Source organism: Paenibacillus sp. FSL K6-4396 (assembly GCF_038002525.1).
GTDB lineage: Bacteria > Bacillota > Bacilli > Paenibacillales > Paenibacillaceae > Paenibacillus > Paenibacillus amylolyticus_B.
In genome coordinates, this window is record NZ_JBBOCR010000001.1 from 6,266,861 (window position 1) to 6,291,832 (window position 24,972).

The following is a 24,972-nucleotide window of genomic DNA, read 5'->3' on the forward strand; positions in this document are numbered from 1 at the left end:
GACTTTTTACCAGCTTGCTTTTTTCACGCCAGGGATCTGGCCTTTATAAGCTAATTCACGGAAACAAATTCTGCAAATTTTGAACTTTTGCAGGACCGAATGTGGACGTCCGCAACGCTCACAGCGTGTATATGCACGTACTTTAAACTTAGGTGTACGTTGTTGTTTAACTTTCATCGAAGTTTTTGCCACTTAGCCTGACACCTCCTAAATAATTTCGGAGAAAAGGGAGTCTTTCCAGACACCCGGAAACGTTATGCCAACATTACTTAACGAAAGGCATTCCCATTTGCGTGAGCAATTCGCGGGACTCTTCGTCTGTTTTCGCCGTTGTTACGATGACAATATCCATACCGCGGACTTTATCAACTTTATCATACTCGATCTCTGGGAAGATCAGTTGCTCTTTCAGACCCAGTGTGTAGTTACCACGTCCATCGAAAGCTTTACTCGATACACCGCGGAAGTCGCGGACACGAGGAAGTGTTACGTTGAGCAATTTATCTAGGAAGTAGTACATACGCTCACCGCGTAATGTTACTTTCACACCGATAGGCATATTCTCACGCAGTTTGAAACCTGCGATAGATTTTTTAGCACGAGTGATTACAGGTTTTTGACCTGCGATCAGTTGCAAATCGCTTACTGCGGAATCCAACACTTTAGAGTTTTGGACAGCGTCGCCCACACCCATGTTGATAACGATTTTCTCGATTTTCGGCACTTGCATTACCGTTGTATAGTTAAACTTCTGCATCAAAGCAGGAGCGATTTCTTGCAGGTAACGTTCTTTCATTCTTGATGCCATGAATCATAGCCCTCCTTTCTCATTCGGTTCAATTAGTCGATAATTTCTCCGGAACGTTTAGCAACGCGCACTTTCTTACCGTTATCCAAAACTTTGTAACCTACACGGGTTACTTTTCCGCTCTTCGGATCGATGTGCATTACGTTGGAAACGTGAATCGGAGCTTCCTTCTCGATAATGCCGCCTTGCGGGTTTTGCTGGTTAGGTTTCTGGTGTTTTTTCACCATGTTAACACCTTCCACAAGGACGCGGTTCTCACGAGGATAAGCAGCGATGACACGGCCTTTTTTACCTTTGTCTTTACCGCTGATCACCATAACCGTATCTTCCTTTTTAACGTGAAGTTTGTTGTTATGGGATTCCAGAACTTTTTTCACTCTTGGCATTTCGTACACCTCCTGTTTCTAACATCACGAGATTAAGCTTTAGATAACTTCTGGAGCCAAGGAAACGATTTTCATGAAGTCTTTATCGCGAAGTTCGCGAGCAACTGGTCCGAAAATACGTGTTCCACGTGGGCTTCTGTCGTCTTTTACAACAACCGCTGCATTTTCATCAAAACCGATGTAGGAACCGTCTTTACGACGTACAGAACGTTTCGTACGAACGACAACCGCTCTAACTACATCACCTTTTTTGACAACGCCGCCTGGTGTTGCTTGTTTAACAGAACAAACGATCAGATCACCGATTTGAGCTGTACGACGTCCCGTACCGCCGAGTACGCGGATACACATCAGTTCCTTCGCACCGGAGTTGTCGGCCACAGTCAAACGTGTAAATGGTTGAATCATTTAGTATTCCTCCTTTCAGCAATGCTGCTGATGCATTAGATGATAACCGCTTTTTCTACGATTTCAGTAAGTCTCCAGCGTTTATCTTTCGAAAGCGGACGAGTCTCCATGATTTTCACCGTGTCACCGATTTTCGCAGTGTTTTCTTCGTCATGCGCTTTGAATTTTTTAGTAACCTTAATGCGTTTATGGTACAAGTTGTGTTTTTTGTAAGTTTCTACAGCAACAACAATCGTTTTGTCCATTTTATCGCTGACCACTTTACCAGTTTGCACTTTACGTGCGTTACGTTCTTCGCTCATTGTTGGCCTCCTTCCTGATTACGGACGGATTGTCCATCCTATCCCTAATTAACCGATTCCCAATTCTCTCTCACGGATAATGGTTTTAGCACGAGCTATTTCTTTCCGCACATCACGGATGCGAGTCGGGTTATCCAGCTGACCGGTAGCTAATTGAAAGCGGAGGTTAAAGAGTTCTTCTTTAAATCCGGCAATCTTTTGCTCGATTTCAGCAGAGGTTAGGTTGCGAAATTCACTAGCTTTCATTTGCTTCACCACCCAATTCTTCACGTTTCACGAACTTCGTTTTGATTGGCAGTTTGTGAGCGGCAAGACGCATTGCTTCGCGTGCAATTTCCTCCGGTACACCAGCAAGTTCAAACATGATCTTACCTGGTTTCACTACTGCAACCCATTTTTCTACGTTACCTTTACCGCTACCCATCCGAACCTCGAGAGGCTTTTGAGTGATTGGTTTGTCTGGGAAAATTTTGATCCAAACTTTACCACCACGTTTGATGTAACGAGTCATCGCAATACGAGCCGCTTCGATCTGACGGTTCGTAATCCAAGCCGGTTCCGTAGCTTGCAGACCGTATTCGCCAAAGTTCAGAGTCGTTCCGCCTTTAGCTTGGCCTTTCATATGTCCACGTTGTTGCTTACGGTGTTTTACGCGTTTTGGTACCAACATGATTAGTTGCCTCCTTCCTTAGCAGCTTGTTTCTTAGCCGTAGGAAGAACCTCTCCACGATAGATCCATACTTTTACGCCGATAAGTCCGTAAGTAGTATGAGCCTCTGCTGTACCATAGTCAATGTCAGCACGCAGTGTGTGCAGTGGAACAGTTCCTTCGCTGTAGCCTTCAGAACGTGCGATCTCAGCACCGCCAAGACGTCCGCCTACTTGAGTTTTGATACCTTTAGCACCGGAGCGCATAGTTCTTTGAATTGCTTGTTTCAGAGCACGACGGAAAGAAACACGACGTTCCAATTGTTGTGCAATGCTTTCAGCTACAAGAACAGCGTCCAAGTCTTGGTTCTTAATTTCAGAAATGTTGATGTGTACTTTTTTACCGCCAGCAATTTTCGTAATTTGGTTACGAAGATTTTCAACTTCCGAACCACCCTTACCAATAACCATACCTGGTTTAGCAGTGTGAATCGTTACGTTTACGCGGTTAGCCGCTCTCTCAATTTCTACACGAGATAAAGCGGAGTCTTTCAATTTATTTTTCAGGAATTCACGAATTCTCACGTCTTCCATCAAAAGATCACCGAAGTCTTTGCCTGCATACCACTTAGATTCCCAGTCACGGATAATTCCGACACGGAGTCCGACTGGATTTACCTTTTGGCCCACACATTTCCCCTCCTTCTACTTCTCAGATACCACCAAAGTAATGTGGCTAGTACGTTTGTTAATACGACTTGCACGTCCCATTGCACGAGGGCGGAAACGCTTCATAGTCGGTCCTTGGTTCACGTAAGCTTGCGAGATAACCAAGTTGTTAACATCCAAAGAATAGTTATGTTCCGCATTCGCAATAGCGGAGTTAAGCAACTTCTCAACGATTGGAGAAGCAGATTTCGGAGTGTGACGGAGAATGGCAACCGCCTCACCTACTTGCTTGCCGCGAATCAAGTCAACAACGAGTTGAGCTTTACGAGGAGCAATCCGGATAAACTTAGCATGTGCTTTTGCTTCCATTGTGTAACCTCCTTTCAAACATTAAAGATATTCATTTATCTTCTTGTTTTCTTATCATCAGCAGTATGGCCTTTGTACGTACGGGTTGGAGCGAACTCACCCAGTTTGTGTCCGACCATGTCCTCAGTTACATACACTGGCACGTGTTTACGACCATCGTAAACGCCAAATGTGTGTCCGATGAATTGCGGGAAAATTGTAGAACGACGGGACCAGGTTTTGATCACATTCTTCTTACCTGAAGCATCCATCTCTTCTACCTTTTTAAGCATGTAGCCATCAATGAATGGCCCTTTTTTCAAACTGCGACCCATGTGGAGATCCTCCCTTCAAACATAGCTATTATGCATCCGCAGATGCCTCACGAAGTTATGCACAGTGTGTATTACTTCGTGCGGCGGCGAATGATGTATTTATCAGAAGCTTTATTTTTCTTACGCGTTTTGTAACCAAGTGTAGGTTTACCCCATGGTGACATTGGCGATTTACGTCCGATTGGAGCACGACCTTCACCACCACCGTGTGGGTGATCGTTAGGGTTCATTACTACACCACGAACCTCAGGACGTTTACCCAACCAACGGCTACGACCGGCTTTACCGATTTTGATAAGCTCGTGGTCTTGGTTACCTACAGATCCGATTGTCGCGCGGCAAACTTTCAAAATACGACGAACTTCTCCGGAAGAGAGACGAACGGAAACGTATTTTTCTTCTTTACCAAGCAATTGAGCTTCTGTACCAGCAGCACGAACCAATTGTCCGCCTTTACCTGGTTTCAACTCAATGTTGTGGATAACGGTACCTACTGGAATGTTTTCGAGTGGCAGTGCGTTACCGATTTTGATGTCTGATTCAGGTCCGGAGAATACTTGATCTCCAACTTTCAAACCTTTAGGAGCGATGATATAACGCTTTTCACCATCAGCATAGTGAATCAGAGCGATGTTGGATGTACGGTTCGGGTCATACTCAATCGTAGCAACGCGGCCCGGTATTCCATCTTTAGTACGTTTGAAGTCAATGATACGGTATTTACGTTTGTGTCCACCACCATGGTGACGAACTGTAATTTTACCTTGGTTGTTGCGGCCTGCTTGTTTGCTCAACGGGGCCAACAACGATTTCTCCGGCTGATTTGTGGTGATTTCCTCAAATGTAGAAACGGACATGTTCCGTCTTGCCGGGGATGTTGGTTTATACTTTTTGATTGGCACTGGGTTTCCCTCCTTACTTCAAAAATTCAATTATACAGTTTCAAAGAACTCAAGCGTTTTGCTGTCTTTTGTCAACGTTACAAACGCTTTTTTCCATTCGCTAGTATATCCGGAATAACGTCCGTACCGTTTCGGCTTAGCTGGAACACGAAGCGTGTTCACGTTTTTCACTTTTACATTGAAAATAGCTTCTACTGCCTTTTTGATCTCGGTTTTGTTTGCACGGATATCGACTTCAAATACATATTTCAAGTCGTTCATCATGTCAGCAGTACGTTCCGTAATAATCGGACGTTTTACAATATCACGAGGATCCTTCATTACGCGAGCACCTCCTCTACCTTCTGAACTGCTTCTTTCGTAATGATCAATTTGTCGTGCGAGAGCACGTCAAGAACATTAATACCGTCAGCAGCTACGAATTTCACGCCTGGAATATTCCGTGCGGAAAGAGCTACATTATCATCATAGCTAGGAGCTACGATCAAAGCTTTACGTCCCACTTTGAGGTTACTCAAGATGGCTGCAAACTCTTTAGTTTTAGGCGTACTCAACGTGAGAGCGTCCAAAACGATAATGTCATTGTCAAGCACTTTGGATGAAAGGGCTGATTTGATCGCCAAGCGGCGAACTTTCTTAGGCAGTTTATACGCATAGCTCCGTGGTGTTGGACCAAATACGATACCGCCGCCTTTCCATTGTGGTGAACGAATTGAACCTTGACGAGCGCGACCTGTACCTTTTTGTTTCCAAGGCTTACGTCCACCGCCACGAACTTCAGAACGTCCTTTTACTTTGTGGGTACCTTGACGAAGGGAAGCGCGTTGCATAAGAACTGCATCGTACAGAACGTGTTGGTTCGGCTCAATTCCGAAAACCGCATCGTTCAATTCAACTTCGCCTACTTGGCTACCATCTACATTGTAAACTGATACTTTTGGCATTTTGTGTTCCTCCTTTCTTCAGTGGTTATTTTTTCACCGTTTCTTTAACTCTAATGAGACTGTTTTTCGGTCCAGGAATGGAACCTTTCACGAGCAATACGTTCCGCTCAGCGTCTACTTTAACTACTTCAAGACGTTGGATTGTAATAGTATCATGTCCCATGTGTCCTGGCAGGCGTTTGCCTTTAGGAACGCGGTTAGCTTGGATCGAACCCATTGAACCAGGGCCACGGTGGTAACGCGAACCGTGTGACATAGGTCCAGTGCTTTGTCCCCAACGTTTGATAACGCCGGCAAAACCTTTACCTTTAGAAATACCCGTTACGTCAACGAATTCGCCTTCAGCGAAAATGTCAGCTTTCAGTTCTTGGCCAACTTCATATTCTGCGATGTTGATACCGCGAACTTCACGAACGTAGCGCTTAGGGGCAGTGTTCGCTTTTTTAGCGTGACCTGCTTCTGGCTTGTTAGCATTTTTCTCTTTCTTATCGGAGTAACCGATTTGAATTGCTTCGTAGCCATCGTTCTCAATGTCTTTCTTTTGCAAAACAACACAAGGGCCTGCTTCGATAACCGTTACCGGAACGACGTTACCTTCAGGAGTAAATACTTGAGTCATTCCGAGTTTTTTTCCTAAGATTGCTTTCATGTTGACACCTCTTTTCCTTTATACATGGTCTTTGTTGTAGCTTGTATTACAATTTAATTTCGATATCTACACCGGACGGCAGATCCAAGCGCATCAAGGCATCCACAGTTTGTGGAGTCGGGTTAACGATGTCGATCAAACGTTTATGTGTACGTTGTTCGAATTGTTCCCGAGAATCCTTGTACTTGTGCACCGCACGAAGAATAGTAATGATTTGTTTTTCAGTAGGAAGCGGAATCGGACCGGATACACCAGCACCCGAACGTTTTGCTGTTTCAACAATTTTCTCCGCGGATTGATCAAGAATTCTGTGGTCGTAAGCTTTCAAACGAATACGAATTTTTTGCTTTGCCATTTTAGTCCCTCCTTCTATCGCCCAATTTTTTATCGGACATACTCCGTGAAAATTTTCTAGCCACTCTCCCATGGCAAAGGGGCCGGGTGTGCCAGTAACCTCTCACATCATCGCAACGTCACAGAACAACATTCATTATTATATAGAAAAGATAGGCGTATTGCAAGCATATTTAAGAAAAACATTTAAACTTATCTTTTCTGATGAAATGACTTCGTTTATTGCATTGTTAATCTTCAATATCCAGGCTGCCTTGCCAATCCTTCTAAACTCGTAAATGATGTTCATTTCGTATGACGCAGGTTCCGAACTTTAAACATAATAAAAGAGTTCTCTATCCGATGTCGGATAAAGAACTCTTCCGAAGCTTCGTTACAATACAATGTTACTCGTTCCAGTACACTGTTACATATGCTTTATTCAGCGTTAAGCCGAATTATTTTTGGATAGATGCTACGGAACCGGCACCTACTGTACGTCCGCCTTCACGAATGGAGAATTTAGTTCCTTCTTCAATCGCGATTGGGGAGATCAGGGAAACAGTAACAGTGATGTTATCACCAGGCATTACCATTTCAGTACCTTCAGGCAAGTTGATGATGCCTGTTACGTCAGTTGTACGGAAGTAGAACTGTGGACGGTAACCAGTGAAGAATGGTTTGTGACGTCCGCCCTCTTCTTTAGTCAGAACGTAGATTTGAGCTGTGAATTCTGTGTGTGGCTTAACAGAACCTGGTTTTGCAAGTACTTGACCACGCTCGATTTGAGTACGGTCAACACCACGCAACAATGCACCGATGTTGTCACCCGCTTGAGCGGAATCCAACAATTTACGGAACATCTCAACGCCTGTTACAACGGATTTTTTAGTTTCTTCAGTGATACCAACGATTTCAATCTCTTCGCCGACTTTAACCGTACCACGCTCCACACGGCCAGTAGCAACAGTACCACGACCAGTGATGGAGAATACGTCCTCGACAGGCATCAAGAAAGGCTTGTCAGTTTGACGCTCAGGCAGTGGGATGTAAGTGTCGATCTCTTTGAACATCTCAACGATTTTTTGAGCCCATTCGCCATCTGGGTTTGCCAGAGCTTCACGAGCGGATCCACGAGTGATTGGAGTATCGTCACCTGGGAACTCATATTCGTTAAGAAGGTCGCGAACTTCCATCTCAACCAATTCCAACAACTCTTCGTCTTCAACCATGTCACATTTGTTCAAGAATACAACAATGTAAGGTACGCCTACTTGACGAGAGAGCAAGATGTGCTCACGAGTTTGTGGCATTGGGCCGTCTGCTGCGGATACTACCAAGATAGCTCCATCCATTTGAGCCGCGCCAGTGATCATGTTTTTAACATAGTCGGCGTGACCTGGGCAGTCAACGTGAGCGTAGTGACGAGTGTCAGTTTCGTACTCAACGTGTGATGTAGAGATTGTGATACCGCGTTCGCGCTCTTCTGGAGCTTTGTCGATTTGATCGAATGCAATTGCAGCACCACCGTAAGTTTTGGACAATACAGTTGTGATTGCAGCAGTCAGAGTTGTTTTACCGTGATCGACGTGACCAATAGTACCGATGTTAACGTGGGGTTTATTACGTTCGTATTTAGCCTTTGCCATTTGAACGTGGCCTCCTTAAAATTATAATTTTATGTTTTCACTGAATGAAGTGCTCCGAATTGAATTCTTATGCACTTGCATCCAGTGTGAGAAAACTACTCGGTGCCTTTTGTTTTGGCAACGATTTCTTCAGCGATGCTCTTAGGAACTTCTTCATAGTGAGAGAGTTCCATGGAGAATACGCCGCGTCCTTGAGTACCGGAACGAAGAGTTGTAGAGTAACCAAACATTTCAGACAGAGGTACCTTAGCACGGATGATTTGAGCTCCACTACGGGAATCCATACCTTCGATGCGGCCACGACGGGAGTTCAACATACCCATTACGTCACCCATGTACTCTTCTGGAACAGTTACTTCTACTTTCATGATAGGCTCAAGCAGAACTGGTTTACACTTGTCTTTAGCCGCTTTAAGCGCCATAGATCCGGCAATTTTAAATGCCATCTCATTGGAATCGACATCATGGTAAGATCCGTCTACGATTGTAGCCTTAACGTCAACAAGCGGGAAGCCTGCAATAACGCCGTTTTTCATTTGCTCTTCAATCCCTGACAGTGCAGGTTGAATGTATTCTCTTGGTACGGAACCACCGACAACCTTACTTTCGAACTGGCTGCCTGTACCCGGCTCGAGAGGTTCGAATTCAACCCATACGTGACCGTATTGACCACGACCACCGGATTGACGTACGAATTTACCTTCAACGCGCGCTGGAGCACGGAATGTTTCACGGTAAGCTACTTGTGGTTTACCCACAGTAGTTTCAACCTTGAACTCACGACGCATACGGTCGATGATGATATCAAGGTGAAGCTCACCCATACCTGCCAAGATCGTTTGGCCTGTTTCTTCGTCAGTATGAGCACGAAGAGTTGGATCCTCTTCAGTCAACTTACCGAGAGCAACACCCAGTTTATCTTGGTCAGCTTTGGTTTTAGGTTCAACAGCGATTTCGATAACCGGATCAGGGAAGTTCATTGACTCCAGGATAACCGGATTTTTCTCATCACATAGTGTATCACCTGTACCTGTATCTTTCAAACCTACGGCAGCTGCAATATCACCGGAGTATACTACAGTGATCTCTTGACGGCTGTTCGCATGCATTTGAAGGATACGACCGATACGCTCACGTTTGTTTTTAGTGGCATTCAATACATATGATCCGGATTGAAGAACACCAGAGTATACGCGGAAGAATGTCAATTTACCAACGTAAGGGTCAGTCATAATTTTGAATGCCAATGCGGAGAATGGCTCTTCATCGGATGACTTACGAATTGCTTCAGTTCCATCTTCAAGATGTCCCGTGATCGATGCAACATCTGTTGGAGCTGGCAAGTAGTCGACAACAGCATCCAACATCAGTTGAACACCTTTGTTACGATATGAGGATCCACAGATAACTGGGAATATCTTAACATCTACAACACCTTTACGGAGTACGGTTTTGATCTCATCAATTGTGATCTCTTCGCCTTCCAGGTATTTCATTGTCAATTCTTCATCCAGTTCAGCAACGCGCTCAATCAACTCGTTGCGAAGTTCTTCAACTTGATCTGCAAATTCTGCAGGAATATCGGTTTCTTCGATATCTTGCCCGAGGTCATCTTTGTACATATGAGCTCTTTGTGCAACGATATCAATGATACCTTTGAAATCATTTTCAGCGCCGATTGGAAGTTGAATCGCAACAGCGTTCGCTTGAAGGCGATCACGCATGTCAGATACAACGTTCAGGAAGTCAGCACCGATGATATCCATTTTGTTTACATATGCGATACGAGGTACGCCGTACTTGTCAGCCTGTCTCCATACGGTTTCGGACTGAGGCTCAACGCCTTCTTTCGCACTGAATACACCAACTGCTCCGTCCAATACACGAAGGGAACGTTCAACTTCAACAGTGAAGTCAACGTGTCCCGGGGTATCAATAATATTAACGCGGTGGCCTTTCCAAGCAGCGGTAGTTGCAGCGGAAGTAATCGTAATTCCGCGCTCCTGTTCCTGTTCCATCCAGTCCATTGTCGCAGCGCCTTCGTGTACTTCACCGATTTTGTGCGTACGTCCTGTGTAAAACAGGATCCGCTCAGTTGTCGTGGTTTTACCCGCATCAATATGAGCCATGATCCCGATATTACGTGTATTTTTCAAGGAGAACTCTCTAGCCATGTAATGGGTCTCCCTTCAAAATTGAAGTTTTTTTTATTGTGAACTGAATCCTACCAACGGTAGTGAGCAAACGCTTTGTTCGCTTCAGCCATTTTGTGCGTATCTTCACGTTTTTTAACGGAAGCGCCTGTGTTGTTGGAAGCGTCGATGATCTCAGCCGCCAAACGCTCTTCCATTGTTTTCTCACCGCGGTTGCGGGAGTAGTTCACGAGCCAACGTAATCCCAGAGCAGTACGTCTCTCTGGTTTCACCTCGATTGGTACTTGGTAGTTGGCACCGCCGACACGGCGAGCTTTAACTTCCAGGACTGGCATGATGTTCTTGATTGCTGCTTCAAATACTTCCATAGGGTCATTACCCGTACGTTCTTGAATCAACTTGAACGCATTATACAGAATGCTTTGAGCAACACCGCGTTTTCCGCCGATCATAATGCGGTTGATTAAACGAGTAACCAACTTGCTGTTATATAACGGATCAGGCAGAACGTCTCTTTTCGTAACTGGACCTTTGCGTGGCATGGATATCCCCCTTTCTTTCTTGTTCAGCAGATCCTGTACCCTCCAGACTTAGACCAGAAGGTTTTCAGGCTATCTGCCTATAATAGTTTAGGCTTTTTTAGCTTTTGGACGTTTAGCGCCGTATTTCGAACGAGCTTGCATACGGTTGTTTACACCAGCAGTATCGAGAGCTCCACGAACGATGTGATAACGAACTCCTGCAAGGTCTTTAACTTTACCTCCGCGGATCAATACCACACTGTGCTCTTGAAGGTTATGTCCGATTCCCGGGATATAAGCAGTAACCTCGAGACGGTTCGTCAAACGAACACGGGCATACTTACGAAGTGCAGAGTTTGGTTTACGTGGAGTCATTGTACCTACACGAGTGCAGACACCACGTTTTTGTGGGGCACTGATGTTAGTAGATTCACGTTTCAAAGCGTTGAATCCTTTTTGCAAAGCTGGAGATTTTGACTTCTCAACTTTTGCTTGACGTCCTTTACGAACCAGTTGGTTAATAGTTGGCATGTGATTGCCACCCCCTTCCTCAAATATTCATGTTTCTTTATAAACCTCTTTGCACTAAGCCCACAGACCCAGGCGGTTCATAAAAAGACAAATGAAAAGTTTTTGCCTTGGAGAATCCTTAAAAGTTCTCGGACAAAAACGTTCCTTACCCTATGATTTTACGACAGCAGCCATAGCTGCTCCTACTCCAATCCCGCAAGCCTTGCCGAGATTTTTCATTGTATCCACTTTCGTGCATTTCACATTGTGTTGTTCACACAAAGCAATGATTTTGGAAGTAAGCTGCGGATCACTATCTTCTGCGACATAGACTTCAGAAGCCATACCTGTCTGCACCATCCGCATGGTCTGTTTGGTACCTATTTTGACATGAGCATCTTGCAAGGCTTTTTCATTAGACATTGTGTATTCCTCCGAATAGAACCATGTACAATCAGCTGCCCACGCACCTTTGATATATTAGCATCTAGCGCAAGCATTGTCAATGCTAATCCTAAAACATTTTTTAAAAGTTTACGTACATCAGGATTCGTCCGCCTGTATTATACAAACGTCCGTCTCCTGACGCACAAAACTTTCACTCTCCTCTAATAAGGAGAAATATATTTAATCAACCGAAACTGGCTCAAGTTCTTCTACTGAAGATTGGCCATCTTCTGGCTCAGCAAATTTGATGCTGCGGTAACGGTGCATACCTGTACCTGCAGGAATCAATTTACCGATAATTACATTTTCCTTCAGACCGAGCAACTGATCGACTTTACCTTTGATTGCTGCATCTGTCAATACACGTGTAGTTTCTTGGAACGAAGCCGCTGAGAGGAAGGAGTCTGTTTCCAGGGATGCTTTCGTAATACCGAGCAGGATTGGTTTAGCAACCGCCGGCTCTTTATCACTAAGAATCGCAATTTTGTTAGCTCTTTCGTACTCATGCATATCCACGAATGATCCTGGCAACAGCGTTGTATCTCCTGCATCTACGATACGGATTTTACGCAGCATTTGACGGATCATAACTTCAACGTGCTTATCGTTAATTTCTACGCCTTGGTTACGATATACGCGTTGTACTTCCTGCAGAATGTAGTTCTGTACACCACGTATGCCTTTAATCCGTAACATCTCTTTTGGATCAATGGAACCGTCTGTCAACTCGTCACCCGCTTCAACTTCCATGCCTTCGCTTACGCGTACACGGGAACCGTAGGTAACGGAGTAAACTTTGGATTCCGCCTCACCTTGAATTTCGATTTCACGACGATCTTTCGCTTCGCGAATCTCTTTAACTACACCATCAATCTCACTGATCGTTGCTTGACCCTTAGGATTACGAGCTTCAAACAACTCCTGGATACGCGGCAAACCTTGCGTAATATCGTCTCCGGCTACACCACCGGTATGGAACGTACGCATTGTAAGCTGTGTTCCTGGCTCACCAATGGACTGTGCTGCGATAATACCAACTGCTTCACCAATCTCCACGTGTTTACCAGTCGCGAGGTTGCGACCATAACACTTCTTGCAGACACCATGACTTGCACGGCAGCTGAGGACGGAGCGGATTTGCAATTTAGTAATACCTGCTTTGATAATCGCTTCTGCTTTATCGGAGTCAATCAATTCATTGCGACCTACAATGATTTCTTTCGTTTCCGGATGACGAAGAGTCTCGAAGCAGTATCTGCCTTCAATACGGTCGTAGAGGTCTTCGATAACCTCTTTACCATCCTGGATACGACTTACCGTAAAGCCTTTATCTGTACCACAATCATCATCACGCACGATTACGTCTTGGGCTACGTCTACGAGACGACGAGTCAGGTAACCTGAATCGGCTGTACGCAGGGCTGTATCCGCCAAACCTTTACGCGCTCCGTGAGTGGAGATAAAGTACTCGAGTACTGTCAGACCTTCACGGAAGTTAGATTTAATTGGGAGTTCGATAATTCGACCGGATGGGTTGGCCATCAGACCACGCATACCGCCCAATTGGGTGATTTGCGATTTGTTACCCCGTGCTTTGGAGTCTACCATCATCATGATCGAGTTGTAACGATCCATGGACTTCATCAGAATCTCAGTTATGTCATCTTTGGATTTTGACCAGATATCAATGATACGGTCATAGCGCTCTTCATTCGTAATCAGACCACGACGGTACTGATTCGTAACGATTTGTGCTTTTTCCTCAGATTGTCTAAGAATTTCAAACTTCTCAGGCGGAACGATAACATCAGATACCGCAACCGTAATACCGGCACGTGTAGAGTATGTGAAACCAAGTTGTTTGATTTTATCCAAAATAACGGCTGTTTCCGTTGTGTGATAAATTTCAAAACAACGTGCGATGATGGAGCCGAGGTATTCTTTACCGACACCGCCAGCCAGAGGAGCATTCATAATAGCTTCTCTGAGATCAGCACCTTTTTCATATACAAATGAGTGATCTGCAGTACCTTGGTAAAGGTTAGCACGAGTCGCATCATTGATATACGGGAAGCTTGCCGGGAAAATTTCATTGAAGATAATTTTACCGATAGTTGTCAGCAACATTCCTTCTTGCTGCTCTTCCGTGAAGCTTGTTTTACCAAGCGCCTTAACCGGAATAGCTACACGAGCATGCAGACCAGCAGTACCACGTTGGTATGCCGATACAGCTTCGTTAACTGTACGCAAGATCATACCTGTGCCCTTTTCTTCCTTGTTGTCCATAGTGAGGTAGTAAGAACCAAGCACCATATCCTGGGAAGGAGTAACAACCGGTTTACCGTCTTTCGGGTTCAAAATGTTACCCGATGCAAGCATCAGGATACGTGCTTCCGCTTGAGCTTCAGCGGACAACGGAACGTGCACGGCCATTTGGTCACCGTCAAAGTCGGCATTGTATGCCGTACATACGAGCGGGTGAAGACGAATTGCTTTACCTTCAACGAGAATCGGTTCAAATGCTTGAATACCGAGTCTGTGAAGCGTAGGGGCACGGTTCAACAGAACCGGATGCTCCTTGATTACTTCTTCAAGAACATCCCATACTTCAGGACTTACACGCTCAACTTTACGTTTTGCGCTCTTGATGTTGTGGGCAAGCCCTTTATTTACAAGCTCTTTCATAACAAAAGGCTTGAACAATTCAAGTGCCATATCTTTCGGCAGACCACACTGATACATTTTCAGGTAAGGTCCAACAACGATAACGGAACGACCAGAATAGTCAACCCGTTTACCGAGCAAGTTTTGACGGAAACGTCCTTGTTTACCTTTCAGCATGTGGCTGAGAGATTTCAATGGACGGTTACCAGGACCCGTTACCGGGCGTCCACGACGACCATTATCGATCAATGCGTCAACAGCTTCCTGCAACATCCGTTTTTCATTTTGCACGATAATATCTGGCGCGCCCAGATCAAGCAGACGTTTCAGACGGTTGTTCCGGTTGATTACACGGCGATACAAGTCATTCAAGTCAGACGTTGCAAAACGTCCACCATCCAACTGTACCATTGGACGAAGTTCCGGCGGGATAACAGGAAGTACATCCATGATCATCCACTCTGGCTTGTTGCCGGAGTTGCGGAATGCTTCGATAACTTCCAAACGTTTGATTGCACGATTACGACGTTGTCCTTGCGCAGTCCGGAGCTCTTCTTTCAGGAACTCGAGCTCTTTGTCTATGTCAAGATCTTGAAGCAATTTTTTAACCGCTTCTGCGCCCATGCCAGCATGGAAACCATAACCGTATTTTTCACGGTAGCTGCGGTATTCTTTCTCGGACAACAGCTGTTTTTTCTCCAGTGGAGTTTCTCCTGGATCAGTTACAACATATGATGCAAAATAAATAATCTCTTCAAGAGATCTTGGAGACATATCCAGAGCAAGACCCATACGGCTCGGAATACCTTTGAAGTACCAGATATGCGATACCGGAGCAGCGAGCTCAATATGGCCCATCCGTTCGCGGCGTACTTTCGCACGTGTTACTTCAACGCCACAACGATCACAGACAACGCCTTTATAACGGACGCGTTTGTATTTACCGCAATGACATTCCCAGTCTTTTGTAGGGCCAAAAATCTTTTCGCAGAATAGCCCTTCTTTTTCCGGTTTCAACGTACGATAGTTGATCGTTTCCGGTTTTTTCACTTCTCCGCGGGACCAAGAACGAATTTTCTCTGGGGAAGCAAGCCCGATCTTCATGTATTCGAAATTGTTGACGTCCAACAAGGAGCAACCCTCCTTAACCAATTCCTGTAATCTAGGTTACGCCCACTCCGGCCGAAGCCGGAGCAAGACGTGAGCCTGATGAAAAACGCCGGTCATCATGCGCTCGAAGCGGTTTATTCCGCTCCGACCTCTGTACCCTCAAGGTTGAGGCTGAGCTTATCGCTCGCAGCGTCATCTTCATCGTCCATTTCTCTCATTTCAATCTCTTGCTCATCTTCACTCAAAATCTTAACGTCCATACCCAAGCTTTGCAGCTCTTTGATCAATACTTTGAATGATTCAGGAACGCCTGGTTCCGGAACATTCTCACCTTTGACAATGGATTCATACGTTTTAACCCGACCAACAACGTCATCGGATTTAACAGTCAAGATTTCTTGCAGTGTATAAGCTGCACCGTATGCCTCAAGCGCCCATACTTCCATCTCCCCGAAACGCTGTCCACCAAATTGGGCTTTACCACCCAATGGCTGTTGCGTAACAAGTGAGTAAGGACCCGTGGAACGGGCATGGATTTTATCATCAACCATGTGTGCCAATTTGATCATGTGCATGACACCTACGGTAACTTCACGTTCAAACTCTTCACCTGTACGACCATCATACAGGACAGTTTTACCATTACGTTGCATACCTGCTTCTTCCATCGTATCGAAGACGTCATACTCCTTCGCTCCGTCGAATACAGGAGTTGCAACGTGAATACCCAGTTGCATCGCCGCCATACCCAAGTGAACCTCGAGTACTTGACCGATATTCATCCGGGAAGGTACGCCCAGTGGGTTAAGAACGATCTGAACCGGTGTACCGTCTGGCAGGAAAGGCATATCTTCTTCCGGCAAGATGCGGGCCACGACCCCTTTGTTACCGTGACGTCCGGCCATTTTATCACCCTCGGAAATTTTCCGTTTTTGAGCAATATATACACGAACGAGTTGGTTAACACCTGGAGGCAGCTCATCACCGTTTTCACGGGTAAATACTTTCACGTCTACTACGATACCGTCAGTACCATGTGGTACACGCAAGGAAGTATCACGTACTTCACGTGCTTTCTCACCAAAGATCGCATGCAAGAGACGTTCTTCTGCTGTCAGCTCTGTTACACCCTTAGGTGTTACTTTACCAACCAGAATGTCGCCAGCACTGATCTCAGCACCGATGCGGATAATACCGCGCTCATCCAAGTTACGCAACGCTTCTTCCCCAACGTTAGGGATGTCACGTGTGATCTCTTCAGGTCCGAGCTTGGTATCACGTGCTTCTGACTCATACTCCTCGATATGGATGGATGTGTATACATCTTCCTTAACGAGTTTTTCACTGAGCAAGATCGCATCCTCGTAGTTGTAACCTTCCCAAGTCATGAAGGCAACAACAACGTTACGTCCCAGAGCCAATTCACCCATTTCCGTTGAAGGACCATCAGCGAGGATATCACCAGCTTTGACAGCGGCACCTCTTTTGACAATCGGACGCTGGTTAATGCATGTTCCTTGGTTCGAACGCATAAATTTGTGTAATTTATATTTAACGATATCGCCTTTAACTTCCTGACCGTCCACTTCTTCAACACGACGGACCCAAATCTCGTTCGCAGAAGAACGTTCGATAATTCCGTCATAATCGGAGACAATACATACACCAGAATCTTTTGCAGCTTTGTGCTCCATACCTGTACCTACAAGTGGTGCTTTAGGGATCAAGAGTGGAACCGCCTGCCGCTGCATGTTAGATCCCATGAGTGCACGGTTGGAGTCATCGTTCTCAAGGAACGGGATCAGCGCTGTCGCGACGGATACAACCTGTTTAGGAGATACGTCCATGTAGTCAACTCGTTCACTCGGCATCGTAAGGATGTTATCCGACTGTTTGTTGTAACGTACAATGATCGCTTCTTCTTCAAATGTACCGTCTTCGTTCAACTTCGCATTCGCTTGCGCGATAACATAGTTGTCCTCTTCGTCCGCTGTCAGGTAATCAATTTGCTCGGTTACAATACCTGTCTTCGGATCAACCCAACGATATGGAGCTTCAATGAAGCCATATTCATTCACACGAGCGAATGTAGACAAGGAGTTGATCAAACCAATGTTTGGTCCCTCTGGAGTCTCGATTGGACACATACGGCCATAGTGGGATGGATGGACGTCACGCACTTCCATACCTGCGCGCTCACGCGTCAAACCACCGGGTCCGAGTGCGGACAAACGACGTTTATGTGTCAGCTCACCCAGCGGGTTTGTTTGATCCATAAACTGTGACAACTGAGAGCTACCAAAGAACTCTTTAATCGACGCAATAACAGGACGTATGTTAATCAAAGCCTGTGGTGTAATTACGTTAGCATCCTGAATGGACATTCTCTCACGAACCACACGCTCCATACGGGACAAACCGATACGGAACTGGTTCTGCAGGAGTTCACCCACCGAACGCAAACGACGGTTACCCAGATGATCGATATCATCCGTGCTACCAATTCCCTGCAGAAGGTTAAGGAAATAACTGATGGACGAAATGATATCCGCCGGTGTCACGTTTTTAACGGACTTGTCAATGTTTGCATTGGCAATCAGTTTGACCACTTTACCATCTTCAGTTGGTGAGAACACATCAATCGTTTGCATAGGGATATCATTGGCATCCAAAACGCCGTTACCCACGTGATACGTGCGGAATCCAACGCTTTTCTCCAGATACGGCATGATTTCATCCAACAAACGACGATCAACCATTTGACCTGCTTCAGCAATGATTTCACCAGTCTCAGCGTCAACAAGTGACTCAGCCAAGCGCTGGTTAAACAAACGGTTTTTGATGTGCAGTTTTTTATTCATTTTGTAACGACCTACATTAGCCAGGTCATAACGTTTTGGATCAAAGAAACGTGCTACGAGCAAGCTTTTCGCATTATCCAGCGTTGGCGGCTCGCCCGGACGAAGACGCTCATAGATCTCAATGAGTGCTTTCTCCGTGGAATCCGTGTTGTCTTTGTCCAGAGTGTTGCGGATATATTCGTCATTACCGAGCAGATCCAGAATCTCAGCATCTGTGCCAAAACCAAGTGAACGCAGGAGAACCGTAACCGGTATTTTACGTGTACGGTCGATCCGGACGTAAACAACATCCTTCGCGTCCATCTCCAGTTCCAACCAAGCGCCGCGGTTAGGAATAACTGTAGCGGTATACGTTTTTTTGGCGTTTTTATCTACTTTGGTACTGAAGTAAACGCTAGGAGAGCGAACCAACTGGCTGACAATAACCCGTTCCGCACCATTAATAATAAATGTGCCCGTGTTGGTCATCAGCGGGAAATCTCCCATGAATACTTCCTGCTCTTTGACTTCGCCGGTTTCCTTATTAATGAGCCGGACTTTGACCCGAAGCGGTGCTGCATACGTAACGTCACGCTCTTTCGCATCGTCTACTGTATACTTCGGTTCACCGAGACTATAATCGATAAATTCCAAAATCAAGTTACCTGTAAAATCCTGGATCGGCGAGATATCCTGGAACATTTCGCGCAACCCTTCCTCCAAAAACCAATCATAGGATTTTTGTTGGATTTCAATCAGGTTTGGAACTTCGAGTATCTCGTTAATTCGTGCATAACTGCGCCGAGTGCGTCGACCATATTGAACAAGATGTCCTGCCAACTTAAACTCACCCCTCAATGTCTACTCACTTTAAAAATTTCGTTGCGAACCTCTGTTTGTAACCTTATAATGGTACACATACAGAGCAAAGCAATGCATCCACAAATAAAGAAAAGCCCTTACTCGAAATGTCGTTCGAAAAAAGAGCAACTTTGATCGGCGGATGTCTTTCCAAATCATTCTTATCCCCAGTTTGCCCAAAATGTACATATTATACGCCAAACGTAGGCATAATAAGCCCGTTCGGCGTAAAAAAAGGTTGACATTTTCAGTTAGCTAAAGCCAAGTAGGGCATCTTAATACTGACATTTTACAACTATACCACGACCTAAATTTCAAGTCAATAGTCCTATTGCAAAAAAAATGATCCCCTGCTTACTTTACAAACTCGGATTCAGCTTATATAGATACCTCTTCCGTTTTCACCGCTTTGAAAATCCGATAGCCTTTATCCTTCGTCACTTCTTCCACTCTTCCAAACAAAGATTCCAATTTCGCTTTCGCTGATGGGGCCCCTTGTTTTTTCTGAATGACAATCCACAACGAACCGCCTACCTTCAGATGGCGATGTGCCTGTTCGAAAATAGTATGAACCGTCTCTTTCCCAGCCCGTATAGGCGGGTTGGTTAGGATAACGTCAAAATCTTGCTTTTTCACTTCAGCCAGTAGATTACTTTGCAATACCGTAACATTGTTAATTCCGTTCGCTTTTGCATTTTCCTTGGAAAGTTCAACAGCTCTCTCGTTGATATCGATCATGGTGACATGCCCATCCGGTACAAGTTTGGCTGCTGTAAGACCCATTGGCCCGTATCCACAGCCCACATCGAGAACATGAGCCCCAGATGGCAACTCTATCGCATCAATCAATACTCTGCTGCCATAATCGATTCCGTTTTTGGAAAAAACACCGGCATCCGTCGCGAATCGCAGACTGAATCCGCGAAGAACCGCTTCAGTTGCTCTGCGATCATGCGCCACTTGCGGTTTGTCCGAAAAATAATGATTGGACATGCCCTCACTCACTTTCCATTTACAATTACAGCAACAAACCCCTTGATATAAGTCAAGGGGTTTGTTGTTTTGTTCATTTAGCTTGTAATAGCTAAATTATTTAACTTCAACTGAAGCGCCTGCTTCTTCAAGCTTAGCTTTAACCGCTTCTGCTTCTTCTTTAGCAACTTTTTCTTTCAATGCTTTTGGAGCGTTGTCAACCAATTCTTTTGCTTCTTTCAGGCCAAGACCTGTGATTTCGCGAACTGCTTTGATAACGTTGATTTTGGAAGCACCAGCGCTAGTCAAGATTACGTCGAACTCGGATTGCTCAGCTTCAGCAGAAGCTACTGCACCTGCAGCAGCTACTGGAGCTGCAGCAGTTACGCCGAATTCTTCTTCGATTGCTTTAACAAGATCGTTCAATTCCAGTACAGTCATGCCTTTGATTGCTTCCAAGATTTGCTCTTTACTCATGAGTGAACCTCCATATATAATATTATTTTTTTAAATTCATTTGCCGCCTAAGCAGCATTCAGATCAAGTTGCTTACGCGCCTTGTTCTTCTTTTTCTGCAACTGCTTTAACCGCAAGCGCGAAGTTGCGCACTGGCGCTTGAAGCACGCTGAGGAGCATGGAGAGGAGTCCATCGCGGGATGGCAGTTCTGCCAATGCCTTAACTTCTTCTACTCCGATTACGCGACCTTCTACGACTGCACCTTTCAATTCCAGTGCATCGTTCTTTTTCGCGAAGTCGTTCAGAATTTTAGCTGGAGCCACAACGTCATTTACGCTGAATGCAATTGCAGTAGGACCTGTAAGAACACTATCGAGTTCTGTCAGTTCTGCTGCTGCAGCTGCACGGCGAAGCAACGAGTTTTTCAGCACTTGGAATTCGATGCCTGCTTCACGAAGTTGCTTACGCAACTCAGTTACTTGGGCAACGTTCAATCCGCGATAGTCAACAACAACAGTTGTAACGCTCTCGCGCAATTTAGCTGTTACTGCATCAACGGATTCTTGTTTTGCTTGAATCACTTTTGCGTTTGCCAATCTGTACACCTCCTGATCAAATTTATCCCATTAAGAAAAGCCTCCGTAGAATCACGAAGGCTTGATATATACTCATCATCGATTTACATCGTTCTAAGTTCTATAATCACACCTCGGCAGGAAATTAAGCCAAATGGCACCTACTGTCTACGGCAAGCATATTCAAATGTCAACGGTCAGTCACTCGGACTCACAACTTTTACATCTTATCAAAAACAGGACAAGCCTGTCAAGAGATATTATCTAAAAGCTGCTGCGTTCACGCGTGCGCCAGGTCCCATCGTGGAAGAAAGACTAACATTCTTCAGATAAACACCTTTTGCTGCCGCTGGTTTAGCACGATTCAGAGCTTCCATGAGAGCTTTGAAGTTCTCATTAAGTTGCTCAGAAGAGAAAGAAGCTTTACCAATCGGTGCATGAATTTGACCTGCACGATCCAGACGATATTCGATTTTACCGGCTTTAATTTCTTGAACAGCCTTAGTTACATCGAAAGTTACCGTTCCGGCTTTAGGGTTAGGCATCAGACCTTTACCGCCGAGCAGTCGGCCCAATTTACCTACTTCACTCATCATATCCGGTGTCGCTACGCAGACGTCGAATTCGAACCAGCCTTGTTGGATTTTGTTGATCATGTCTGCATCACCAACATAGTCCGCGCCAGCCGCTTCCGCTTCTTTCGCTTTGTCACCTTTTGCAAATACCAATACGCGTTGTGTTTTACCTGTGCCGTGTGGCAAGACAACAACACCACGTACAGCCTGGTCTTGCTTACGAGGGTCTACACCCAAACGAACTGCTGCTTCGATTGTTTCATCGAATTTTGCAGTAGCTGCCTTTTTCACAAGCTCTACAGCTTCTGAAGGCTCGTAAGTTGCTTCGCTGTCAATCAGCTTAGCAGCTTCCAGGTATTTTTTACCGTGTTTAGCCATGTTTTATTCCTCCTTTGTGGTGTTAGCGGATATACCTCCCACATCAACCGGTCGCGAATCGACCGGTTTTACGAAGCCATGTTTCTTATGAAAATTAGTCTTCGATGGTGATACCCATGCTGCGGGCAGTACCTTCGACCATACGCATTGCGGACTCAACGTCTGCTGCATTCAGGTCAGGCATTTTTGTTTCTGCGATTTGACGTACCGCATCACGTTTAACTGTAGCAACTTTTTTCTTGTTCGGTTCGCCGGATCCTTTTTCAACTTTAGCTGCCACTTTCAACAGAACTGCTGCTGGTGGAGTTTTAGTGATGAAAGTAAAGGAACGGTCCTCGAATACAGAAATTTCAACTGGAATAATCAATCCCGCTTGATCAGCTGTACGAGCGTTGAATTCTTTACAGAATGCCATGATGTTGACACCTGCTTGACCCAAAGCCGGACCTACTGGTGGTGCTGGGTTTGCTTTACCTGCTGGAATCTGCAGTTTTACCATTTTAATAACTTTTTTCGCCATGATTGACACCTCCTTGCAAAATAGTGGTTAACGGGTTTTTCAACCCTCCCACAAGAAACTTGAAGAGACTATATCTTCTCCACTTGTGTGTATTCCAACTCAAGCGGTGTTTCCCGTCCAAACATGTTCACGTGCACTTTCAACTTGCTTTTGTCTACCAAAATTTCTTCCACGGAGCCTACGAAATTCGCAAAAGGGCCGACTTTAATACGTACGGATTCCTTAATATCGAACTCAATTTTCGGCTTAGGTTCAACCATACCCATGTGCTTCAGAATTTGTTCCACTTCTTCAGGCAACAATGCAGTTGGTTTGGACCCAGAACCTGTCGAACCGACAAATCCTGTAACACCTGGTGTGTTGCGAACAACATACCAAGAATCATCCGTCTGTACCATTTCCACCAAGACATAACCGGGGTAAACTTTACGCATAACGGTTTTTTTCTTACCGTCCTTGTTTACCACTTCTTCTTCCATAGGAACAAGAACGCGGAATATCTTGTCTTCCATGCCCATAGACTCTACGCGTTTTTCCAAATTGGCTTTGACCTTGTTCTCATACCCTGAATAGGTATGAACGACGTACCATCTTTTTTCCATATCAAGCCACCGGAACCCTTCTTAAATAATCGCTTCGATCACAAAGGAGATGCCAATGTCAATGACCCAAAAAAACAGCGTCATAACCACAACAGTACCAAGTACGATCAATGTGTAGTTGGTCAGCTCTTTACGATTAGGCCAGCGAACTTTTTTAAGTTCAGCCCAGCTTTCTGAGAAAAAGGAAATCAGAGATTTGAAACTTCGTTTCACGCCGACACCTCCAAAAACTATCTGGTTTCGCGATGAGAAGTCTGCTCGTTACAAAACTTGCAAAATTTCTTCATCTCCATGCGGTCGGGGTGATTACGCTTGTTTTTTGTCGTAGTGTAATTTCTTTGTTTGCAGTTAGTACAAGCCAAAGTAATAATTACCCGCATGATGTACACCTCCCGAAGACTTCCACATTCAAGCAGAGTCTCTAAATTGATCCTGAAAAAAAGCCATAAATTTAGGCCTACCTAAAACACTTTATCACAAGGGTATAACCATGTCAATGAAAGAATAGCCTTTCATTCATTGGGTATTACTTCCGTACATCGTACATTCGTTTCTCATCTCTGTTTTTTCTCTTCTCCTGCATGGACCGAGCGATTACTAGTATAAACATTCTTAGATTTTATAAACTTGAGACACTAAAAAAAGACTCAAACACCGAGCCTTTTCCGTCAACGACAACATGTGTTTAATTATCTCGAACTTCCAGGTACTTTTCAAGTTTGCGCTTGACGCGCTGAAGTGCATTATCAATGGACTTCACATGTCTGTCCAAATCTACTGCAATCTCTTGATAAGATCTCCCGTCCAGATACAACATCAATACTTTACGTTCCAGATCACTCAGAATCTCGGACATTTTATCTTCCAGGCCCACAAACTCTTCCTGATTGATGATAAGTTCTTCCGGATCACTGACCTGGGTTCCACAAATCACATCGAGTAACGTACGATCAGACTCTTCGTCATAAATAGGCTTGTCCAGAGATACATAAGAATTAAGCGGAATATGCTTCTGACGTGTTGCTGTCTTAATCGCCGTGATGATCTGTCTTGTAATACACAGTTCGGCAAAAGCCTTGAACGAAGCCAGCTTGTCCCCTTTAAAATCTCGAATGGATTTGTAGAGGCCAATCATTCCTTCTTGAATAATATCTTCCCGGTCTGCCCCAATCAGAAAATAAGATCTTGCCTTGGCGCGTACAAAGTTACGATATTTGTTAATTAGAAACTCTAACGCTTCGCTTTCGCCTTCACGGAAAGCTTCGACAATGTCTTCGTCACTTTGGTAATCATACTTGGATAACATGATATCTTTGAGGTCGACACTCACAGACAATCCCTCCGGCTGCAACGCAAGGTACCCCGTTACTCTACTCTATGAAATATAGGATCAGTATATATGATGG

31 protein-coding genes and 1 other annotated feature are annotated in these 24,972 nt (G+C 45.0%); all 31 genes read right to left on the bottom strand.

All coding sequences use genetic code 11. The features are described 5' to 3' along the window. Positions 1 to 6 precede the first annotated feature (6 nt). On the bottom strand, positions 7 to 192 hold the full coding sequence (locus tag MHB85_RS27505) for a type Z 30S ribosomal protein S14 (protein ID WP_013312154.1): 186 nt from the start codon (positions 190 to 192) through the stop codon (positions 7 to 9). Positions 193 to 265: 73 nt separating this feature from the next. Next, the gene (gene rplE, locus MHB85_RS27510) at positions 266 to 808 is read right to left on the bottom strand and encodes a 50S ribosomal protein L5 (protein WP_076216859.1); all 543 of its coding nucleotides are present in this window, start codon (positions 806 to 808) and stop codon (positions 266 to 268) included. A 32-nt stretch (positions 809 to 840) separates the two neighbouring features. Next, positions 841 to 1,194, bottom strand: a complete 354-nt coding sequence (rplX, locus tag MHB85_RS27515) for a 50S ribosomal protein L24 (RefSeq protein WP_017692086.1) — start codon at positions 1,192 to 1,194, stop codon at positions 841 to 843. A 39-nt stretch (positions 1,195 to 1,233) separates the two neighbouring features. Next, positions 1,234 to 1,602, bottom strand: a complete 369-nt coding sequence (rplN, locus tag MHB85_RS27520) for a 50S ribosomal protein L14 (RefSeq protein WP_017692085.1) — start codon at positions 1,600 to 1,602, stop codon at positions 1,234 to 1,236. A gap of 35 nt (positions 1,603 to 1,637) precedes the next feature. Beyond that, positions 1,638 to 1,904: a 30S ribosomal protein S17 gene (gene rpsQ / locus MHB85_RS27525; RefSeq protein WP_017692084.1), complete on the bottom strand. Its 267-nt coding sequence runs from the start codon at positions 1,902 to 1,904 to the stop codon at positions 1,638 to 1,640. A 48-nt stretch (positions 1,905 to 1,952) separates the two neighbouring features. After that, positions 1,953 to 2,150 (bottom strand): 50S ribosomal protein L29, encoded by a 198-nt coding sequence (gene rpmC / locus MHB85_RS27530; RefSeq protein WP_017692083.1) that lies wholly within the window; start codon positions 2,148 to 2,150, stop codon positions 1,953 to 1,955. After that, positions 2,140 to 2,574 (bottom strand): 50S ribosomal protein L16, encoded by a 435-nt coding sequence (gene rplP, locus MHB85_RS27535; RefSeq protein WP_017692082.1) that lies wholly within the window; start codon positions 2,572 to 2,574, stop codon positions 2,140 to 2,142. The genes rpmC and rplP overlap by 11 nt, the downstream gene beginning before the upstream one ends. A gap of 2 nt (positions 2,575 to 2,576) precedes the next feature. Next, the gene (gene rpsC / locus MHB85_RS27540) at positions 2,577 to 3,242 is read right to left on the bottom strand and encodes a 30S ribosomal protein S3 (protein WP_036607182.1); all 666 of its coding nucleotides are present in this window, start codon (positions 3,240 to 3,242) and stop codon (positions 2,577 to 2,579) included. A 15-nt stretch (positions 3,243 to 3,257) separates the two neighbouring features. Then, positions 3,258 to 3,590: a 50S ribosomal protein L22 gene (gene rplV, locus MHB85_RS27545; protein ID WP_017692080.1), complete on the bottom strand. Its 333-nt coding sequence runs from the start codon at positions 3,588 to 3,590 to the stop codon at positions 3,258 to 3,260. Between the two features lie 35 nt (positions 3,591 to 3,625). After that, positions 3,626 to 3,904 (bottom strand): 30S ribosomal protein S19, encoded by a 279-nt coding sequence (rpsS, locus tag MHB85_RS27550; RefSeq protein WP_192136408.1) that lies wholly within the window; start codon positions 3,902 to 3,904, stop codon positions 3,626 to 3,628. 71 nt (positions 3,905 to 3,975) lie between these two features. Then, positions 3,976 to 4,806 (bottom strand): 50S ribosomal protein L2, encoded by an 831-nt coding sequence (gene rplB, locus MHB85_RS27555; RefSeq protein WP_017692078.1) that lies wholly within the window; start codon positions 4,804 to 4,806, stop codon positions 3,976 to 3,978. A 30-nt stretch (positions 4,807 to 4,836) separates the two neighbouring features. Beyond that, positions 4,837 to 5,127 carry a 50S ribosomal protein L23 gene (rplW, locus tag MHB85_RS27560; protein WP_017692077.1) on the bottom strand — a complete coding sequence of 97 codons (291 nt, stop codon included), beginning with the start codon at positions 5,125 to 5,127 and terminating at the stop codon, positions 4,837 to 4,839. Next, entirely contained in the window at positions 5,127 to 5,750 is a 624-nt protein-coding gene (rplD, locus tag MHB85_RS27565; protein ID WP_017692076.1) for a 50S ribosomal protein L4, read from the bottom strand. Before rplD ends, rplW begins: the two co-directional genes overlap by 1 nt. Positions 5,751 to 5,775: 25 nt before the next feature. Then, the gene (rplC, locus tag MHB85_RS27570) at positions 5,776 to 6,399 is read right to left on the bottom strand and encodes a 50S ribosomal protein L3 (RefSeq protein ID WP_017692075.1); all 624 of its coding nucleotides are present in this window, start codon (positions 6,397 to 6,399) and stop codon (positions 5,776 to 5,778) included. 46 nt (positions 6,400 to 6,445) lie between these two features. Continuing rightward, positions 6,446 to 6,754, bottom strand: a complete 309-nt coding sequence (rpsJ, locus tag MHB85_RS27575; protein WP_017692074.1) for a 30S ribosomal protein S10 — start codon at positions 6,752 to 6,754, stop codon at positions 6,446 to 6,448. A gap of 436 nt (positions 6,755 to 7,190) precedes the next feature. Continuing rightward, positions 7,191 to 8,381: an elongation factor Tu gene (gene tuf / locus MHB85_RS27580; RefSeq protein ID WP_017692073.1), complete on the bottom strand. Its 1,191-nt coding sequence runs from the start codon at positions 8,379 to 8,381 to the stop codon at positions 7,191 to 7,193. 95 nt (positions 8,382 to 8,476) lie between these two features. Further along, positions 8,477 to 10,555 (bottom strand): elongation factor G, encoded by a 2,079-nt coding sequence (fusA, locus tag MHB85_RS27585; protein ID WP_047841122.1) that lies wholly within the window; start codon positions 10,553 to 10,555, stop codon positions 8,477 to 8,479. Positions 10,556 to 10,605: 50 nt separating this feature from the next. Continuing rightward, complete coding sequence (gene rpsG, locus MHB85_RS27590; RefSeq protein ID WP_017692071.1) at positions 10,606 to 11,076, bottom strand: 30S ribosomal protein S7; 471 nt, start codon at positions 11,074 to 11,076, stop codon at positions 10,606 to 10,608. 87 nt (positions 11,077 to 11,163) lie between these two features. Continuing rightward, positions 11,164 to 11,586 (bottom strand): 30S ribosomal protein S12, encoded by a 423-nt coding sequence (gene rpsL, locus MHB85_RS27595; RefSeq protein ID WP_017692070.1) that lies wholly within the window; start codon positions 11,584 to 11,586, stop codon positions 11,164 to 11,166. A gap of 150 nt (positions 11,587 to 11,736) precedes the next feature. Then, on the bottom strand, positions 11,737 to 11,988 hold the full coding sequence (locus MHB85_RS27600; protein ID WP_036607175.1) for a ribosomal L7Ae/L30e/S12e/Gadd45 family protein: 252 nt from the start codon (positions 11,986 to 11,988) through the stop codon (positions 11,737 to 11,739). A 204-nt stretch (positions 11,989 to 12,192) separates the two neighbouring features. Beyond that, on the bottom strand, positions 12,193 to 15,807 hold the full coding sequence (rpoC, locus tag MHB85_RS27605) for a DNA-directed RNA polymerase subunit beta' (RefSeq protein WP_091020536.1): 3,615 nt from the start codon (positions 15,805 to 15,807) through the stop codon (positions 12,193 to 12,195). Positions 15,808 to 15,920: 113 nt separating this feature from the next. Continuing rightward, complete coding sequence (gene rpoB, locus MHB85_RS27610) at positions 15,921 to 19,466, bottom strand: DNA-directed RNA polymerase subunit beta (protein WP_091020534.1); 3,546 nt, start codon at positions 19,464 to 19,466, stop codon at positions 15,921 to 15,923. Between the two features lie 399 nt (positions 19,467 to 19,865). Then, positions 19,866 to 20,480 carry a class I SAM-dependent methyltransferase gene (locus MHB85_RS27615; RefSeq protein ID WP_341074282.1) on the bottom strand — a complete coding sequence of 205 codons (615 nt, stop codon included), beginning with the start codon at positions 20,478 to 20,480 and terminating at the stop codon, positions 19,866 to 19,868. A 96-nt stretch (positions 20,481 to 20,576) separates the two neighbouring features. After that, positions 20,577 to 20,936 carry a 50S ribosomal protein L7/L12 gene (gene rplL, locus MHB85_RS27620; protein WP_017692065.1) on the bottom strand — a complete coding sequence of 120 codons (360 nt, stop codon included), beginning with the start codon at positions 20,934 to 20,936 and terminating at the stop codon, positions 20,577 to 20,579. A gap of 72 nt (positions 20,937 to 21,008) precedes the next feature. Then, positions 21,009 to 21,512: a 50S ribosomal protein L10 gene (gene rplJ / locus MHB85_RS27625; RefSeq protein ID WP_091020530.1), complete on the bottom strand. Its 504-nt coding sequence runs from the start codon at positions 21,510 to 21,512 to the stop codon at positions 21,009 to 21,011. A 24-nt stretch (positions 21,513 to 21,536) separates the two neighbouring features. Continuing rightward, positions 21,537 to 21,683, bottom strand: a sequence feature (ribosomal protein L10 leader region). A gap of 68 nt (positions 21,684 to 21,751) precedes the next feature. Beyond that, entirely contained in the window at positions 21,752 to 22,444 is a 693-nt protein-coding gene (gene rplA / locus MHB85_RS27630; RefSeq protein ID WP_017692063.1) for a 50S ribosomal protein L1, read from the bottom strand. Positions 22,445 to 22,538: 94 nt separating this feature from the next. After that, the gene (gene rplK / locus MHB85_RS27635; RefSeq protein WP_017692062.1) at positions 22,539 to 22,964 is read right to left on the bottom strand and encodes a 50S ribosomal protein L11; all 426 of its coding nucleotides are present in this window, start codon (positions 22,962 to 22,964) and stop codon (positions 22,539 to 22,541) included. A gap of 68 nt (positions 22,965 to 23,032) precedes the next feature. Beyond that, on the bottom strand, positions 23,033 to 23,566 hold the full coding sequence (nusG, locus tag MHB85_RS27640; protein ID WP_024633599.1) for a transcription termination/antitermination protein NusG: 534 nt from the start codon (positions 23,564 to 23,566) through the stop codon (positions 23,033 to 23,035). Between the two features lie 21 nt (positions 23,567 to 23,587). Next, the gene (gene secE, locus MHB85_RS27645; protein WP_017692060.1) at positions 23,588 to 23,779 is read right to left on the bottom strand and encodes a preprotein translocase subunit SecE; all 192 of its coding nucleotides are present in this window, start codon (positions 23,777 to 23,779) and stop codon (positions 23,588 to 23,590) included. Positions 23,780 to 23,796: 17 nt separating this feature from the next. After that, complete coding sequence (gene rpmG / locus MHB85_RS27650) at positions 23,797 to 23,946, bottom strand: 50S ribosomal protein L33 (RefSeq protein WP_072735843.1); 150 nt, start codon at positions 23,944 to 23,946, stop codon at positions 23,797 to 23,799. Between the two features lie 305 nt (positions 23,947 to 24,251). Continuing rightward, the gene (sigH, locus tag MHB85_RS27655; protein WP_017692059.1) at positions 24,252 to 24,896 is read right to left on the bottom strand and encodes an RNA polymerase sporulation sigma factor SigH; all 645 of its coding nucleotides are present in this window, start codon (positions 24,894 to 24,896) and stop codon (positions 24,252 to 24,254) included. Positions 24,897 to 24,972: the final 76 nt, after the last annotated feature.